The organism is Mycobacterium sp. ITM-2016-00318 (assembly GCF_002968285.2).
Lineage (GTDB): Bacteria > Actinomycetota > Actinomycetes > Mycobacteriales > Mycobacteriaceae > Mycobacterium.
In genome coordinates this window covers 5,444,505-5,458,722 of the sequence record NZ_CP134400.1, presented here as the reverse complement: position 1 = coordinate 5,458,722, position 14,218 = coordinate 5,444,505, and the positions used below count along the sequence as shown (strand labels likewise).

The following is a 14,218-nucleotide window of genomic DNA, read 5'->3' as shown; positions in this document are numbered from 1 at the left end:
TGACGGGTACCCCCTCAGGCTGGTCCAAGGGACCACCAAGAGAACGAACACGAACTGTCCACATAGTTATCCACAGCCTGTGGAAGGAACAGTCGCCGCCGCTCTGTCGTCTACTGGCGAGGATGCCGCTGGTCTGGGCTCGTCACAGTTGTTGTGCACGCTGTGGGCTCGCGACCTGTCGGGCTTCCTCGCTTCGTTGTCTGGCGCCGCCCCGATGTCGGAACGGCATTGCCAGAAGCTAACAGTTTTCTGCGCATACGCCAACCGTTCTGCGACATTGCCTGTGAGCAAGTTGTCGGCACCGCGGACCCGGTTACTGCTGTGACTGCTGAGGCCGTTCCCATGGCCTCGGTTGTAGGTTTGACCTTCAGAAATCTCGTCAGTACCCTCGAACAGTCGCCCGCACGTGGTGACACGGCTGCGATCCGGACCACCACTTCGGAGCCCGCGCCGGTTAGCGAGCGAGACGAAGAACTTACCAACGGCGATCGCGTCGAGGCCTGTGTGCCGAACGTGGTTGTCAGATGCAACAAGGAGTGACAGCGGTGGCCAAGGGCAAGCGGACCTTTCAGCCCAACAACCGGCGCCGTGCGCGGGTACATGGGTTTCGGCTGCGGATGCGGACCAGGGCCGGCCGGGCGATCGTGGCCAGCCGGCGCGGTAAGGGCCGTCGTAAGCTGACTGCGTAATACGACGCAGGATCAAGCGCGGTGCTTCCGGCGCGCAACCGGATGACGCGGTCGACGGAATTCGGTGCCACAGTCAATCGAGGGGTGCGGGCAGCGCAGCCCGACATCGTGGTGCACGCATGCCGATGCGCCGCATTTGAAGACGATGGCCCCAAGGTAGGCCTGGTGGTCTCGAAGTCGGTGGGCGGATCGGTGCAACGCCACCGGGTGGCCCGACGGCTCCGGCACGTCGCCCGCTCGGTGATCGACGACCTGGAGCCGGCCGACCGAATCGTCATCCGTGCGCTTCCCAGTAGCAGGTATGCCGTCTCGGTCCGCCTGGAACAGCAGCTGCGTGCAGCGCTCAAGAAGGCACACCTGCTCGACGGGGCGCGGCGATGATCGCCCGCGCCTTGATTTTCTTGATCCAGCTGTATCGCAACACCGTCTCTCCGTTGCGGTTGCCCACATGTCGGTTCACGCCGACGTGCAGCCAGTACGCCGTCGAGGCCCTCAGCGAGTACGGGGTTCTCCGCGGTGGATGGCTGGCGATGGTCCGGCTCGCGAAGTGCGGTCCGTGGCATCGGGGAGGATGGGACCCGATACCCGAACGCCGCGGGCCACACCCGGAGAGCGCCTTCGACGACGCTAGGAGCAAGTCGGTTGTTTAACTGGTTCAGCCTGGACATCATCTATTACCCGGTGTCCGCAATCATGTGGGTCTGGTACAGACTCTTCGGCTTCCTGCTCGGGCCGGACAACTTCTTCGCCTGGGCACTGACGGTGATGTTCCTGGTGTTCACGTTGCGCGCCATCCTGTACAAACCCTTCGTCCGGCAGATCCGTACGACGCGGCAGATGCAGGAGCTGCAGCCGCAGATCAAGGCTCTGCAGAAGAAGTACGGCAAGGACCGCCAGCGGATGGCGCTGGAGATGCAGAAGCTGCAGCGAGAGCACGGCTTCAACCCGATCCTCGGCTGCCTGCCGATGCTGGCCCAGATCCCGGTGTTCCTCGGGCTGTACCACGTGCTGATGTCGTTCAACCGGACGCAGACCGGCATCGGCCGACTCGGTCTTTCGGTGGAGGAGAACCGCAGCCTCGGCAACTACATGTTCAGCGCGACCGACGTAGGAAACTTTCTGGACGCCAATCTTTTCGGTGCTCCGCTGGGCGCGACGATGATCCAGAAGCACGGGCTCGAGGCGTTTACCGAATTCAATCGCCCGTCCGTCATCGCGGTTGGCGTCCCACTGATGATCCTGGCGGGCATCGCGACGTACTTCAACAGCCGGGCCTCCGTCGCCCGGCAGAGCCCGGAAGCCGCGGCGAACCCACAGACCGCGATGATGAACAAGCTCGCGTTGTATGTGTTCCCGCTCGGTGTCGTCGTCGGCGGTCCGTTCCTGCCGTTGGCAATCATCATGTACTGGCTGGCCAACAACGTGTGGACCTTCGGGCAGCAGCACTACGTGTTCAGCAAGATCGAGAAGGAAGAAGAAGCCAAGAAGCTCGAAGCCATCGAGCGACGAGCGGCCAACGCGCCTGCGCCGGGTGCCAAGCCGAAACGGGCGCGCAAGGGGGAGGCGGCCGCGGGTGACGGCGCTCAGGCCGATCCCCTCGAGGTGACCGAGAGCACGGGCAGCGAGCTGACAGATGGCCAGCAGGGCGGGGACGCACCGGCCAATCCGAACGGCAGTGACGGAGGCAACCGCGCGCCGAAGCCCGGCGCGACACCGCGGCCAGGCGCCCGCCCGAAGAAACGAAAGCGTTGACCGGAACCGACCGGCGAATGAGGGAGATGACAAGAGGATGACTGACTTCGACGAGCCCACCACGCAGGAACGCGACGAGCAGACCAACGTCGTGGAGACGGAAGCGTCACAGAACGGCGACGAATCGGCTACACCCGCGGGCGATGACCTGGAGGAGCGCTTGGTGGCGGAGGGCGAGATCGCCGGCGACTACTTGGAGGAGTTGCTCGACCTCCTCGACTTCGACGGCGACATCGACCTAGACGTGGAGGGTGACCGCGCCATCGTGAGCATCGACGGCGGCGACGACCTCACCAAGCTGGTCGGCCGTAAGGGCGAGGTGCTCGACGCGCTGCAGGAACTGACCCGGCTGGCGGTCCACCAGAAGACGGGCGAGCGCAGCAGGCTGATGCTGGACATCGCGCGCTGGCGGCGGAAGCGCCGCGAAGAGCTCGCCGCGCTGGGGGACAAGGTGGCGCGCCGGGTGCTGGAGTCCGGCGAGCGCGAGCAGCTGTCCCCGATGACACCGTTCGAGCGGAAGATCGTGCACGACGCGGTTGCCGCGGTCGAGGGTGTGCGCAGCGAGAGCGAGGGCGCCGAGCCGTCGCGGCGCGTCGTCGTGCTCGTCGTCTAACGGAGTTACACCTGTGTAGTTCTTTCCCGCGGAGTTAGGCGGCGCGGAGATCCGGAGGATGTTTCACGTGAAACATGGGAATGTCTCCGCTCCTCCTCCGGAAGCGGCGGCGGTGTTCCGCGATGGCCTGGACCGGGCTGAGCGCTATGCCCGAATACTGGCCGGCGCGGGCCTGGAACGAGGACTCATCGGGCCGCACGAGGCGGACCGACTGTGGGACCGGCACCTCCTCAACAGTGCCGCTCTGGCCGAATTGGTGGATAGCCACGAGAAGATTGCCGACATCGGTAGTGGAGCCGGGCTTCCGGGGATACCGTTGGCGTTGGCCCGGCCCGACCTGGGGGTGACACTGATCGAGCCGCTTCTGCGGCGCTCCGATTTCCTTCGTGAGGTCATCGACGACCTCGGCCTGGAGATCGCCGTAGTCCGTGGCCGGGCCGAGGAACAAGGCGTACGGCAACAAGTGGGGGAGATGGACGCTGTCGTGTCCAGAGCAGTCGCGGCGTTGGACAAGCTGACGCGATGGAGCATGCCGCTGCTTCGGTCCGGCGGACGCATGTTGGCGCTCAAGGGCGAGCGCGCGGCGACTGAGGTCGATGAGCACCGGCGTGTGATGGAAGCGCTCGGCGCGGTGGATGCCAGGGTGGTGACATGTGGAGGGGACTACTTGAATCCGCCCGCCACCGTGGTAACCGCGCGGCGCAAGTCGGGTCCGGCGAATCGGCGAGGGCCACGAGCGGACGAGAGAAGGGGATGAATCCGGTGTCTGATTCCGGCGGGAGTGCGCCGAGTGGCGCCACCGATACGACCAATGTTTCACGTGAAACATGGACCGAGCCGCGACCGGAGGGCTGGGTGGCCGAGGACATCGCTGACACGCCGATAGGAGCGGAGGCGGAACGTGCGGTCCGTCTGCTGCACGCCGATGCGCACCTGCCCCGCCCAGTTCGTCAGCGCGTGTTCACCATCGCCAATCAGAAGGGTGGCGTCGGCAAGACGACCACGGCTGTCAACGTGGCTGCCGCCCTTGCGCTGCAAGGGCTGAAGGTTCTGGTCATCGATCTGGACCCGCAGGGCAATGCGAGCACTGCGCTCGGGATCGATCACCGGCCGGGAACCCCGTCGTCCTACGAGGTCCTCATCGGGGAGATTCCGCTACACCAGACGCTGCAACGCAGCCCGCACAGCGAGCGGTTGTACTGCGTCCCTGCCACGATTGAGTTGGCGGGCGCCGAAATCGAATTGGTCAGCATGGTGGCTCGTGAAGGACGGTTGCGCACCGCGCTCGACGAGCTACGCAACCACGACTTCGACTATGTCTTCATCGATTGCCCACCGTCGCTTGGGCTGCTCACCATCAACGCACTCGTCGCCGCACCGGAAGTACTCATCCCGATCCAGTGCGAGTACTACGCCCTCGAGGGCGTCGGTCAGCTGCTCCGGACGATCGAGATGGTGAGGGCGCATCTCAACCCGCAACTCAACGTGTCCACCGTGATACTGACGATGTACGACGGTCGCACCCGTCTCGCGGATCAGGTCGCCTCCGACGTCCGCACGCACTTCGGCGACAAGGTACTGGGAACCGTCATCCCGCGCAGCGTCAAGGTGTCCGAGGCTCCCGGTTACGGAATGACGATCCTTCATTACGACCCTGGTTCGCGCGGCGCGCTGAGCTACATGGACGCCAGTCGTGAAATCGCCGAACGCGGCGCAGCCGAGAGAGGACAAGCCCGATGACCCCGCCCAAGAGGAGCGGCCTCGGCCGCGGCCTGGCGTCGCTGATCCCCACGGGCCCTACCGATTCCGATTCGGCCACGATGGGGGCTCGGATGGGTGACGCCGCCGCCGATGTCGTACTCGGCGGCGGTGCGCAGGCCGTCAGTGCGGTCGGAGCGGTCTACCGGGAGATCGACCCGTCGGCGATCGAGCGCAATCCTCGTCAACCGCGACAGGTGTTCGACGACGAGGCGCTTGCGGAGCTCGTGCACTCCATTCGCGAGTTCGGGCTGATGCAGCCGATCGTCGTGCGGGCGATCCCAGCGCAATCCGGCGGTTCGCAGTACCAACTCGTCATGGGGGAGCGCCGATGGCGGGCCGCCCAGGCGGCTGGCCTGGCCACCATCCCGGCCATCGTGCGGGAGACCGCTGACGACTCCATGCTGCGCGACGCCTTGTTGGAAAACATTCACCGAGTGCAGCTGAACCCGCTTGAAGAGGCGGCGGCCTACCAACAGCTGCTCGACGAGTTCAGTGTGACCCACGACGAGCTCGCGGCCCGCATCGGTCGGTCGCGTCCCTTGATCACGAACATGATCCGGCTGCTGCGTCTGCCGATCGCCGTGCAGCGCCGAGTAGCCGCGGGCGTCCTTTCGGCCGGCCACGCCCGCGCGCTGCTGTCGCTCGAAGGCGGCCCGGAGTTGCAGGAAGAACTCGCGGCCCGCATCGTCGCCGAAGGGTTGTCGGTACGCGCCACCGAGGAAGCCGTGACGCTGGCGAACCGCGAGGACCCGTCTTCACCGACGGCACCACGCCGCAAGCCGATTCACATGCCGGGACTGCAAGATGTTGCTGAGCGGCTGTCGACGGCATTCGATACCCGCGTGACGGTGAGTCTGGGCAAACGCAAGGGGAAGATCGTCGTCGAGTTCGGCTCCGTCGACGACCTGCAGCGAATAGTCGACCTCATGAACGCTGCGAAGGTCTGAACAAGGACACGGGGAAATTACGTCACTGTGACACAGGGATCACGGCGCAGGAGGCCGGTTGCGCGCAACGGCGCAATTATGGTGCGACGCAACATCTTTCGATCCGTCGAACGATCGACGTGAGCCAACGAGCCGAAAACGGGCCAGCGGGCCCGCATGCTCCTATCCTGGAGTGGCGGTCACACCTCACGGCGCCGCCTGGATCCGGGGAAGTTTAGTTGTCAGCGCGAATCACGCCCATGCGTCTCGAAGCCTTCGAGCAGCTGCCCAAGCACGCTCGTCGATGCGTGTTCTGGGAAGTCGACCCGGCGACCCTCGACCGCGACGACCACCTGAGCGACCCGGAATTCGAGAAGGAAGCCTGGTTGTCGATGGTGATGCTGGAGTGGGGGTCCTGTGGCCAGATTGCGTCCGCACCGGCCACTGGCCTCGGCTCCTCGGACGACACCGACGACTCCGATGCCCCATGCCTTGGTTACGCATTCTATGCACCGCCAGGGGTCGTACCGCGCGCCCAGCGCTTTCCGAGCGGACCGGTCAGCGCCGACGCGGTACTGCTCACGTCGTTAGGGGTGGAGCACTGCGTCACGCCGGGCAGAAGCGGCGCCGATCCGGTCGCGGACGGGTTGCCGCAGAGCCTGATCGTGGCGGTTGTCGCGGATTTGGTTCAGCGCGGCGTGCGGGCGCTGGAAGCCTTCGGCCGGACCGCGGCGACTGCGGAACTCGCCGACCCGCGGCTGGTCCCTGCGGAACTCCGGCCCGTCGTCGAGGTGCTCGGCGACTGCTCGGTCGAGCAGTGCGTGCTGGATGCGGACTTCCTCGAACAGGTGGGATTCGTGGAGGTCTCCAGGCACCGCTACTTCCCGCGTCTGCGCCTCGAGCTGGAAAGCGGATTGGGCTGGAAGGCCGGCGTCGAAGCGGCGCTGGAGCGGCTGCTGGAATCGGAGAAGTTGCAGCAACCCGTCGGTGCGGGCGCCGGCATCTGCTGACGGAATCAGCTAGCTGCGACCGGCCTCGACCGACAGTTCGTGCGCGAGCAGTTCGGCGAACGTGAACGTGCCGGTGGGGCGATCGTTCTTGCCGAGAAGGTAGAGCCGCTTCACGGCGGCGAGGATGCCCTCGGCGACGGAGTCGCGCGCCTGGCTGGTGACCAGCATGCCGCGATCTCGCGGATTGGTGATGTAGCCGACGTCCACCTGAACCGTCGGCATCCGCGTAAGGCGCAGTAGATCCCACGTCCGGCCATGGGTGCGACAATCGCGTAATCCGGTGCGCGCCACCACTTCTCGCTGAATGAAGTCGGCGAGGTTGCGGCCGATGGTGGAGACCGAGCCGTGTGAGTTGCCGAAGTGGAACGACGCGACACCGTTCGCAGACGGGCTGGTGTGGGTTGCGCAGCGCAAGCTGATCATCAGATCGGCGCCGACGGTGTTGGCGGTCATGGCGCGTTCGGCGTCAGACGGACTGTGGTTCGGCGGCCGGGACAGGAAGGTCTCCATACCGATGGCCGTCATCCGGCCTTCGAGCCGGCTGGCGAGATCCCACAAAATGTCGGCCTCGCTGATCGGCCCGTCCGTGCCCTGGGTGATCTGGCCGTGGTCGCTGCCGCCGCGGCCCGGGTCGATGATGATGCGCTTCCCAGACAGGCGGGGACCCGACCGGCGAACCAGCTCCTCTTCGCGAATCGCGTGGATCGAGCCGCCGGTGACACGTGACCCGAGGAAATAGAGCGAGCGCAGGGTCTCCGGACCGCAGATACCGTCGGGCGACATGCCGTACTCCCGCTGATACGACATCAACGAGTTGTGGGTCAGCAGCCCGAAGTGCCCGTCGACCAATCCCGTGTAGAAGCCGAGGTCCTGGAGCCGTGCCTGCAGTGTGGCGACGTCGTCACCGTACATCGGCGCGCCGAACTGGTGGCTGAGGATGCGAGCGCCGAGGCGATAGGAGGCCTCTTTCAGCGCGCGGTAGGTCGCCTCCCCGACGATCCCGTCGACGAGCAGGCCGCGATGCTGCTGGAAGGCGCGAACAGCCTCGTCGAGCGCGAGGTCGAAGTAGTCGACCGCGACATGCTTACCCGTGCTGAGGTCGGCGTCCGGGCTGTCGACCAGCCCCAGCGCCGCGAGGGCGGTCCGGATCTCGGCGACCGCACCCCCGCGGTCACCTCGACGCAGACTCGACATAACTGGGCCCTTTCGATAACACGTATCAGCGGTGGTCCAGCTGACGATTGCAGGACAGGCTAAGCGGAATTATCTCAGAAGCCGGCCCGAATCAGGAAAACGCCAGGCGGGTCACCGCCGGAATGGCCGGCGGCCTCGACGGCGTGCCGGACTCTACAACGCGGCCAGTACCTCGCGGCTTGATCGTCGTCCGGGTCAGACGACGTCGGACAGCTCGCGCAGCAGCGCGGCCTTGCCTTTGGCGCCGACGATGCGCTTCACCGGCTCGCCGTCCTTGAACAGGATCATCGTCGGAATCGACACGACCTGGAAATCGCGCGCGGTGGCGGGATTGGCGTCCACATCGAGCTTCGCGACGGTCAGCTCACCGGCCTTCTCGCCCGCGATCTCCTCGAGTACCGGGGCGACCATCTTGCACGGCCCGCACCAGGTGGCCCAGAAGTCCACCAGAACCGGGGTGCTACTCGACAGCACGTCGTTGGAGAAGGTGTCGTCGGTGACGTTGACCGTCTTGCTCGTCTTCTCAGTGCCGGTCACGGTTGCGCTCCAATCAAATCGGGATCAATGGTTTGTGTTGTGCCGGTGGCAGTCTCGGCGAGCCAGCGCTCAGCGTCGATCGAGGCGGAACAGCCGGTACCTGCGGCGGTGACGGCCTGCCGGTAGGTGTGGTCCACCAGGTCGCCCGCCGCGAAGACCCCGTCGACCGAGGTGCTTGTGGTCCGGCCACGTACGGAGACGTACCCCTCCGGGTCGAGATCAATTTGGCCCCGCACCAGTTCTGAGCGCGGATCGTGACCGATCGCGACGAAGACTCCGGTGACCGCCAGCGTCGACTCCTCGCCGGTGTCGGTGCTGCGCACGCGCACGCCCGTCACTCGGTTGTCGCCCTCCACCTCGAGGACCTGTGTATTCGTCATGAAACGGATCTTGTCGTTGTCCTTGGCCCGCTCGAGCATGATTCTCGATGCGCGGAACTCGTCGCGGCGGTGGATCAGGGTGACGCTGCGCGCGAACCGGGTCAGGAAGGTGGCCTCCTCCATCGCGGAGTCGCCGCCGCCGATTACGGCGATGTCCTGGTTGCGGAAGAAAAACCCGTCGCAGGTGGCGCAGGTGCTCACGCCCATGCCGAGCAGCCGGTGCTCACCGGGAACGCCGAGGTGGCGAGCCGCCGCGCCCATCGCGAGGATGACGGCGCGCGCCCGGTAGATCTCGTCGCCCACCGTCACGGTTTTCACCGGACCCGACAGCGACACCTCGTCGACATCTTCCATGCGCAGGTCGGCGCCGAAACGCAGCGCCTGCTCGCGCATCTGATCCATCAATTCGGGGCCGGTTATCCCGTCGCGGAAGCCCGGGAAGTTCTCGACCTCGGTCGTGGTCATCAGCGCACCGCCGAACTGGGTGCCCTCGAACACGAGGGGAGTGAGCTGGGCACGCGCGGCGTACACGGCGGCGGTGTAGCCGGCCGGCCCCGAGCCGATGATGATCAAATCGTGGACGGCAGCGTCCCCGGAGGTGGATGCAGTAGTCATGCGAGCCTTTCTGCCTGCTTGATAGCGGCGCACCGATATCAGCGCGGCACGAATACAAACACCAGCGTAAGCCGGGGTGTTCCCACATTCTCGCCCGCCCGCATCACGGGCCGGTGACCACCGGTTTGGGCGTGTCGGCCGGTGAGCGAGGCACCGTCACCTCATGCGCCGAGGCACGGTCGGCGCCGAGCCGGCCGAGCGCGCTCGGACCCGCTGCGCGGGAGGCTCCGCTTCGCCCTCCCGCGTCCCGCAACGGTGACTCACCGCATGCCGTGGCGGGCACCCGTGTGTCGAAGTAGCCGAGGGCCTCGGCGAGCTTGGCGCGGGCCCGTGAGCACCGGCTCTTCACCGTGCCCTGCGCAACGCCGAGCATCCGTGCCGTTTCGGCGACGGAGTAGCCCTGCATGTCGACCGCGACCACAGCCGCGCGCTGTTCGAGCGGCAGCCGCATCAACGCACGCTCCACCATGATTGCGGTATCCACCCGCGGGGTGTGGTCGCCGACCGTGTGGGCATCGTCGCTGAGCTCGACCATAAGGTGAGACCTGTTGCGGCGCAGCCGGTCCAGGCAGGCGTTGACGACGATGCGGTACAGCCAGCTGCTCACCGCGGCGTCCCAGCGGAACGACGTCGCTGTGCGATGGGCGGACAGCAGTGCGTCCTGCAGCGCGTCGGCTGCGTCATCGGGGTTGCGGCTGGTCATCATCGCCAACCGGTACAGCTGGCGGTGATGACGATGGAACAGCTCCTCGAAGGCGTACCGGTCACCGGCGATATGCGCGGCGAGAAGCTCGGAGTCGCTGCGGTCGGTCTCGGCGCCATCGAAGCTGCTCACCAGCGAACCGTAAGCACCCCGTGAGCACTGGCTCCGCACCAGTTTTCGGTGACGTCGCTGACGTGGTGCTTCGCGCCGATCGGTCCTGGGGATAACGCGGCGTAGCGCAGCGTGCGACCGTTAGGACGCCGCCTTGAGGGTGACTTCGGCGATGTCGGAACGGCTTTCGCCGTTCACCTGACCCAGCGTCGACACCCAGACCATCACATTGGATGTCGGCGAGGCATTGTCCACCGTGATGGTGTTGGTGCCGGGTTTGAGCGCAGTGGCCGGTGTGAGCACCGTTGTATCGGCCAGTGACGACGGTGTCGGGGTCTGCGCCGAGCGGATCTCCACCGAGGTGCCGGTGCTGTTGAGGTCGATGGTGACCTCACCGATCGCGGTGGGCTGCGGGAGCTGCAGCATCAGCCCGACGCCGTTCTTGAAGTTCGGGAACGGCACCGGGTCGCTGTAGGTGTCGATCGGCCACACGGTCGAGGCGTCGCCGTCGATCGCCAGCGGCGCCTGATCGGGTGCGTCGGCCTCGCCCTCCGGTGAGAACACCGTGGCCTTTGTGGGTGTGATCGTTGCACCAGAACTGCCGCCGTCGCCGCCGCCTTCGCCGGATGTGGTGGGCGCGTTGAGGCCGAGTTCGTCCTTCGAGAAGCCACCGACGTCGCCGAAGATGCCCTTGAGAACGGATGCGAGCACGATCAGCGCGATGACGATGACCGCGGCGCCGACACTGAGGCCGACGATCAACCCCTTCCGCCGACGACCCGCGACGTCGGGATCGTCGGGCACAGGCGCGCGAACGGCCGCGGGCTTCTGCGGTGAGGCGGGTTCGTCGACGGGGTTGATCAGCTCGGTGCGGTCGGCAATGGCGGTGGCCTGCTGCAACAGGTTGAGAAGCGTCGGGGCGCTGCGGATGCCACCGCCCGCCTGGACCGACCGAGCGGCCGCCGCCGAGATCTGGAACGGAATGTCGCGGTCGACCGACCGGGGCTCGACGGGCTCACCAGCGGCGTCGACGTCGGCAGGTGCCAGACCGCTTCTCACCCCGGACTCGGTCAGCGGCCAGCGGTTGATCAGCAGCGCGTAGAGCGCCGCGCCGATGCCGCGGATGTCGTCCTCGGGGGTGGCGTGGGGCGTGGTCGCGGGGAACGCGAGCGCGACGTCACCCTCGATGCTGACGCGGACCCGGCTGGGATGGTCGATCGACAGCGCGACACCGGCCCGGTGGGCCTGCTCGGCCGCAGCGGCCAGAGTCTGCATCGCGCGGGCGCCGCCGATCGCCGACGGAGTTGTCTCGGCCACCTCCTGCAGCGACCCCCCGCGGATCCACTCGCTGACGACCAAGCCGCCCGAACCGGTGTTCGCGACATCGAGGATGCGCGCGATGCCGGGGCTTTCGATACGGCTGAGCCGCTGCGTGCGGTCCAGGATTCCGCGTAGTTCCTCGTCGGACAGCACCGCGTCGGGGTCGACGAACGTCAGGGCGACCTGCCGGTCGAGCGCGGTGTCCAAGGCCTGCCAGAACTGCAGGTTGGGCGGCCCGCCATGGAAAACAAGCAGCCGATAGCGGCCGCCGCCGATGCTGGCGCCGGGGATGAGGTGGACATCCTCGTCGGAGGTCGCGGCCTCGATCGCCGGTTCGCCTCGCGGGATGTCGAAGGGTAGTCCTTCGCGGGTCGGGTCGCCGCCATAGTCTGCCGGCGGCCTGCCCGATGCGGGCGGCGAAACCGTGCTGACCGGCATCGTTCCCGGTTCACGCTGCTGGGCGTCGCCGCCGGGGGCGACGCCGGGTTCGGCGTCGACGGGGACGTCGGGCTCGAAGTCGTCGGCGGTGGGGCGCGGAATTTTCGTGGTCGCGCCGTTGTCAGGCAGCGGCGCGGAATCGCCTGCGGAGTCGTCGGTCACCGCTGGTCCTTTCCGCATCCCCGCTCCGGCAACCGGGGCCGGAGGCCCGCGCCAAGCGGCCGGCGGGCTGTGACGACCCCGCGACGCGAGCGAATTCCTGTGATCAGAGTACGTGAGAGGGTCCGCCGGGCGTGGTCGGACGGAAGGGCCGACTGCGCGCCCGGCTACTTTGGGGGTCCTGCCGAGGCGGCGCATCACCGCGGCGAGGGCGACCTGGGCCTCCGGCACGCGAGCGGCCAACATGACCGCGGCGATGACAGGAACCATGATCAATCCGAGCAGCGCCAGCCGCAGCATCGAGCCGGCGCCGCCGCCATTGGAGGTCAGCGACTCGAGGCCGACCAGCTGATCGACGACGTGGGCGAGCAGACCGGCGAGGATCGAGGCGGCGGTGGCGACGAGGGCGGTGCGCACCACCTCCACGTTGATCAGCCGACCGCCCGGTGGATTGAGGTTGGCGCGCAACAAGATATGGCCGACCACGGCGCCGGCCAAGAATCCGATCCCGTTGGCCGCGCCGAGGTATCCGGCGACAAGGTCGGGATCGTCGGTCAGGTGCGGGGCGGCAAGGGACGCGGCTATTTTCACTGCGGTGATGACGACGATCACGATGATCGGCGTCCACGGCTGCTCGCGCGCATAAAAGACCCGAAGCTGCAGCAGGACAAGTGCATAGGGGATCAACGTGAACGCCGACAGCGTGATCGCCATGCCCAGATAGCCCGCGTCGACATCGCCGAAGTTGCCGTAGGCGAACAGCGCGCTGCCTATGGCGGGCCCCGCAACGGTCATGATGGCGACGATCGGAATCAGCGTCACCATGGTCAGGCGGGTCGCCAGCGAGAGATCGCCGAGCACTGCCCTGGTGTCGTCGGCCGCCGCATTGCGGCTCAGCCGTGGCATCACCACCGTCAGCACCGTCACGCCGATGATCCCGAACGGCAACTGCAGCACGAGCCATGTGTAGTTGTAGATGGCAGGGCCGGATGCCGCAGCCTCGCTGGCGATCTGGTTTCCGACGATCAGACCGACCTGGCTGATCAAGACGTAGAGCACCATCGCGGCGGCCATCCCGCCGAACCGGCGCAGTCGGTCGTCGAGCCCCCACAGCGGTCGAAGGCTGATCCGCTCCTTACGCATGGCGATCAGCAGCACGGCGGTCTGGGCGAACACACCGAGCGTGGTGCCGATGCCGAGCACCAGTAGCTTGGCATTGCCCATCTCGACCGGGTTGATCGAAAGCTCGCCCGGCACAATGAGATACAGCACGAGCGTGGCGATGGCGATGATGTTGTTGACCACCGGCGCCCATGCGGGCGGCCCGAAGACGTTGCGGGTGTTCAGGATCGCCATGAACACCGAGGACAGGCCGTAGAAGATCACCTGCGGCAGCAGCAGGTAGGCGAAGGCCGTGGTCAGCGATTGGTTGACCTGCGGGTCGCTGCCGAGCATCAACCGGACGAGTAGCGGGGCAGCGACAACCGACACCACCGTCGCGACCAACAGCAGCGCGGTGGCCAGCGTGATGAGCCGCCTGACGAAGGCCGTGCCGCCGTCGGGATCGTCGCGCTCGGCCCGCGCGAGCACCGGCACGAAGATCGCGGTGAAGGTGGCCTCGAGCACCAGGGCCGCGACGAGGTTGGGTAGCTGGTTGGCCACCGAGAAGGCGCTGGACAGTGCCGCACCGAGGATGGCGGCCAGCAGCACGATACGGACGAAGCCGGTGATCCGGCTGACCAGCGTCGCAAGCGCCATGCCCCAGGACCGCGACACCACGGCCGCATCGCTGAGCTCGGGCCTGCCTGCGCGCCGCCGCGGTGCCGGGCCGCGCGGGATGCGCTGCCGCGGGGGAGACGGCGGCACGCGGCGGGGCGGTGACGGCGGCAGATAGCCCGGTGGTGGCATGCGCGGCGGTGGAGGAGGGGGATCCGGCGGCGGCATCGCGTGTCGACCCATGGCGCCGCCGCTTCGGTCGAACGGCGGCTGCGCCGGCCCGAAGGGTCGGCC

The 14,218-nt window shown here is 66.9% G+C and carries 13 protein-coding genes and 1 pseudogene; 9 read left to right on the top strand and 5 right to left on the bottom strand.

Going from position 1 to position 14,218, the window contains the following annotated elements; genetic code table 11:
* Positions 1-545 precede the first annotated feature (545 nt).
* From rpmH to C6A82_RS26840, 9 genes are all read left to right on the top strand, one after another.
* Positions 546-689, top strand: coding sequence for a 50S ribosomal protein L34 (rpmH, locus tag C6A82_RS26880; protein WP_082932683.1), 144 nt, complete (start codon positions 546-548; stop codon positions 687-689).
* A gap of 21 nt (positions 690-710) precedes the next feature.
* Positions 711-1,070: a ribonuclease P protein component gene (gene rnpA, locus C6A82_RS26875; protein WP_105344866.1), complete on the top strand. Its 360-nt coding sequence runs from the start codon at positions 711-713 to the stop codon at positions 1,068-1,070.
* Positions 1,067-1,339, top strand: coding sequence for a membrane protein insertion efficiency factor YidD (gene yidD / locus C6A82_RS26870; RefSeq protein WP_105344864.1), 273 nt, complete (start codon positions 1,067-1,069; stop codon positions 1,337-1,339). Before rnpA ends, yidD begins: the two co-directional genes overlap by 4 nt.
* Before the next feature lie 43 nt (positions 1,340-1,382).
* Complete coding sequence (gene yidC / locus C6A82_RS26865) at positions 1,383-2,441, top strand: membrane protein insertase YidC (RefSeq protein WP_233216913.1); 1,059 nt, start codon at positions 1,383-1,385, stop codon at positions 2,439-2,441.
* A gap of 37 nt (positions 2,442-2,478) precedes the next feature.
* Positions 2,479-3,054 (top strand): R3H domain-containing nucleic acid-binding protein, encoded by a 576-nt coding sequence (locus C6A82_RS26860; RefSeq protein WP_105344860.1) that lies wholly within the window; start codon positions 2,479-2,481, stop codon positions 3,052-3,054.
* A 58-nt stretch (positions 3,055-3,112) separates the two neighbouring features.
* Positions 3,113-3,811: a 16S rRNA (guanine(527)-N(7))-methyltransferase RsmG gene (gene rsmG / locus C6A82_RS26855; RefSeq protein WP_105344859.1), complete on the top strand. Its 699-nt coding sequence runs from the start codon at positions 3,113-3,115 to the stop codon at positions 3,809-3,811.
* A complete protein-coding gene (locus tag C6A82_RS26850) occupies positions 3,808-4,794 on the top strand; it encodes a ParA family protein (RefSeq protein ID WP_105344857.1) in 987 nt (328 codons plus the stop codon). The genes rsmG and C6A82_RS26850 overlap by 4 nt, the downstream gene beginning before the upstream one ends.
* Positions 4,791-5,762, top strand: coding sequence for a ParB/RepB/Spo0J family partition protein (locus C6A82_RS26845; RefSeq protein ID WP_105344856.1), 972 nt, complete (start codon positions 4,791-4,793; stop codon positions 5,760-5,762). Before C6A82_RS26850 ends, C6A82_RS26845 begins: the two co-directional genes overlap by 4 nt.
* A 218-nt stretch (positions 5,763-5,980) precedes the next feature.
* Positions 5,981-6,751, top strand: a complete 771-nt coding sequence (locus tag C6A82_RS26840; protein ID WP_105344854.1) for an acetyltransferase — start codon at positions 5,981-5,983, stop codon at positions 6,749-6,751.
* Between the two features lie 9 nt (positions 6,752-6,760).
* Here C6A82_RS26840 and C6A82_RS26835 read toward each other — a convergent pair whose 3' ends face one another.
* The 5 genes and pseudogenes from C6A82_RS26835 to murJ all read right to left on the bottom strand — a co-directional run bounded on the left by C6A82_RS26835 (position 6,761) and on the right by murJ (position 14,116).
* The gene (locus C6A82_RS26835; protein ID WP_105344852.1) at positions 6,761-7,945 is read right to left on the bottom strand and encodes an N-acetylmuramoyl-L-alanine amidase; all 1,185 of its coding nucleotides are present in this window, start codon (positions 7,943-7,945) and stop codon (positions 6,761-6,763) included.
* A gap of 195 nt (positions 7,946-8,140) precedes the next feature.
* A complete protein-coding gene (gene trxA, locus C6A82_RS26830; RefSeq protein WP_105344850.1) occupies positions 8,141-8,482 on the bottom strand; it encodes a thioredoxin in 342 nt (113 codons plus the stop codon).
* Positions 8,479-9,477: a thioredoxin-disulfide reductase gene (trxB, locus tag C6A82_RS26825; RefSeq protein ID WP_105344848.1), complete on the bottom strand. Its 999-nt coding sequence runs from the start codon at positions 9,475-9,477 to the stop codon at positions 8,479-8,481. The genes trxA and trxB overlap by 4 nt, the downstream gene beginning before the upstream one ends.
* A 268-nt stretch (positions 9,478-9,745) precedes the next feature.
* Positions 9,746-10,312: pseudogene (sigM, locus tag C6A82_RS26820) on the bottom strand (RNA polymerase sigma factor SigM); the annotation flags it as partial.
* A 120-nt stretch (positions 10,313-10,432) separates the two neighbouring features.
* Complete coding sequence (gene murJ, locus C6A82_RS26815) at positions 10,433-14,116, bottom strand: murein biosynthesis integral membrane protein MurJ (protein ID WP_396836843.1); 3,684 nt, start codon at positions 14,114-14,116, stop codon at positions 10,433-10,435.
* Positions 14,117-14,218: the final 102 nt, after the last annotated feature.

Coding starts and splice junctions, on each gene's coding strand:
- rsmG (WP_105344859.1), top strand. CDS start 3,113: ATGTTTCACGTGAAACATGGGAATGTCTCCGCTCCTCCTCCGGAAGCG.
- C6A82_RS26845 (WP_105344856.1), top strand. CDS start 4,791: ATGACCCCGCCCAAGAGGAGCGGCCTCGGCCGCGGCCTGGCGTCGCTG.
- C6A82_RS26860 (WP_105344860.1), top strand. CDS start 2,479: ATGACTGACTTCGACGAGCCCACCACGCAGGAACGCGACGAGCAGACC.
- yidC (WP_233216913.1), top strand. CDS start 1,383: ATGTGGGTCTGGTACAGACTCTTCGGCTTCCTGCTCGGGCCGGACAAC.
- trxB (WP_105344848.1), bottom strand. CDS start 9,477: ATGACTACTGCATCCACCTCCGGGGACGCTGCCGTCCACGATTTGATC.
- C6A82_RS26835 (WP_105344852.1), bottom strand. CDS start 7,945: ATGTCGAGTCTGCGTCGAGGTGACCGCGGGGGTGCGGTCGCCGAGATC.
- C6A82_RS26850 (WP_105344857.1), top strand. CDS start 3,808: ATGAATCCGGTGTCTGATTCCGGCGGGAGTGCGCCGAGTGGCGCCACC.
- murJ (WP_396836843.1), bottom strand. CDS start 14,116: ATGCCACCACCGGGCTATCTGCCGCCGTCACCGCCCCGCCGCGTGCCG.
- yidD (WP_105344864.1), top strand. CDS start 1,067: ATGATCGCCCGCGCCTTGATTTTCTTGATCCAGCTGTATCGCAACACC.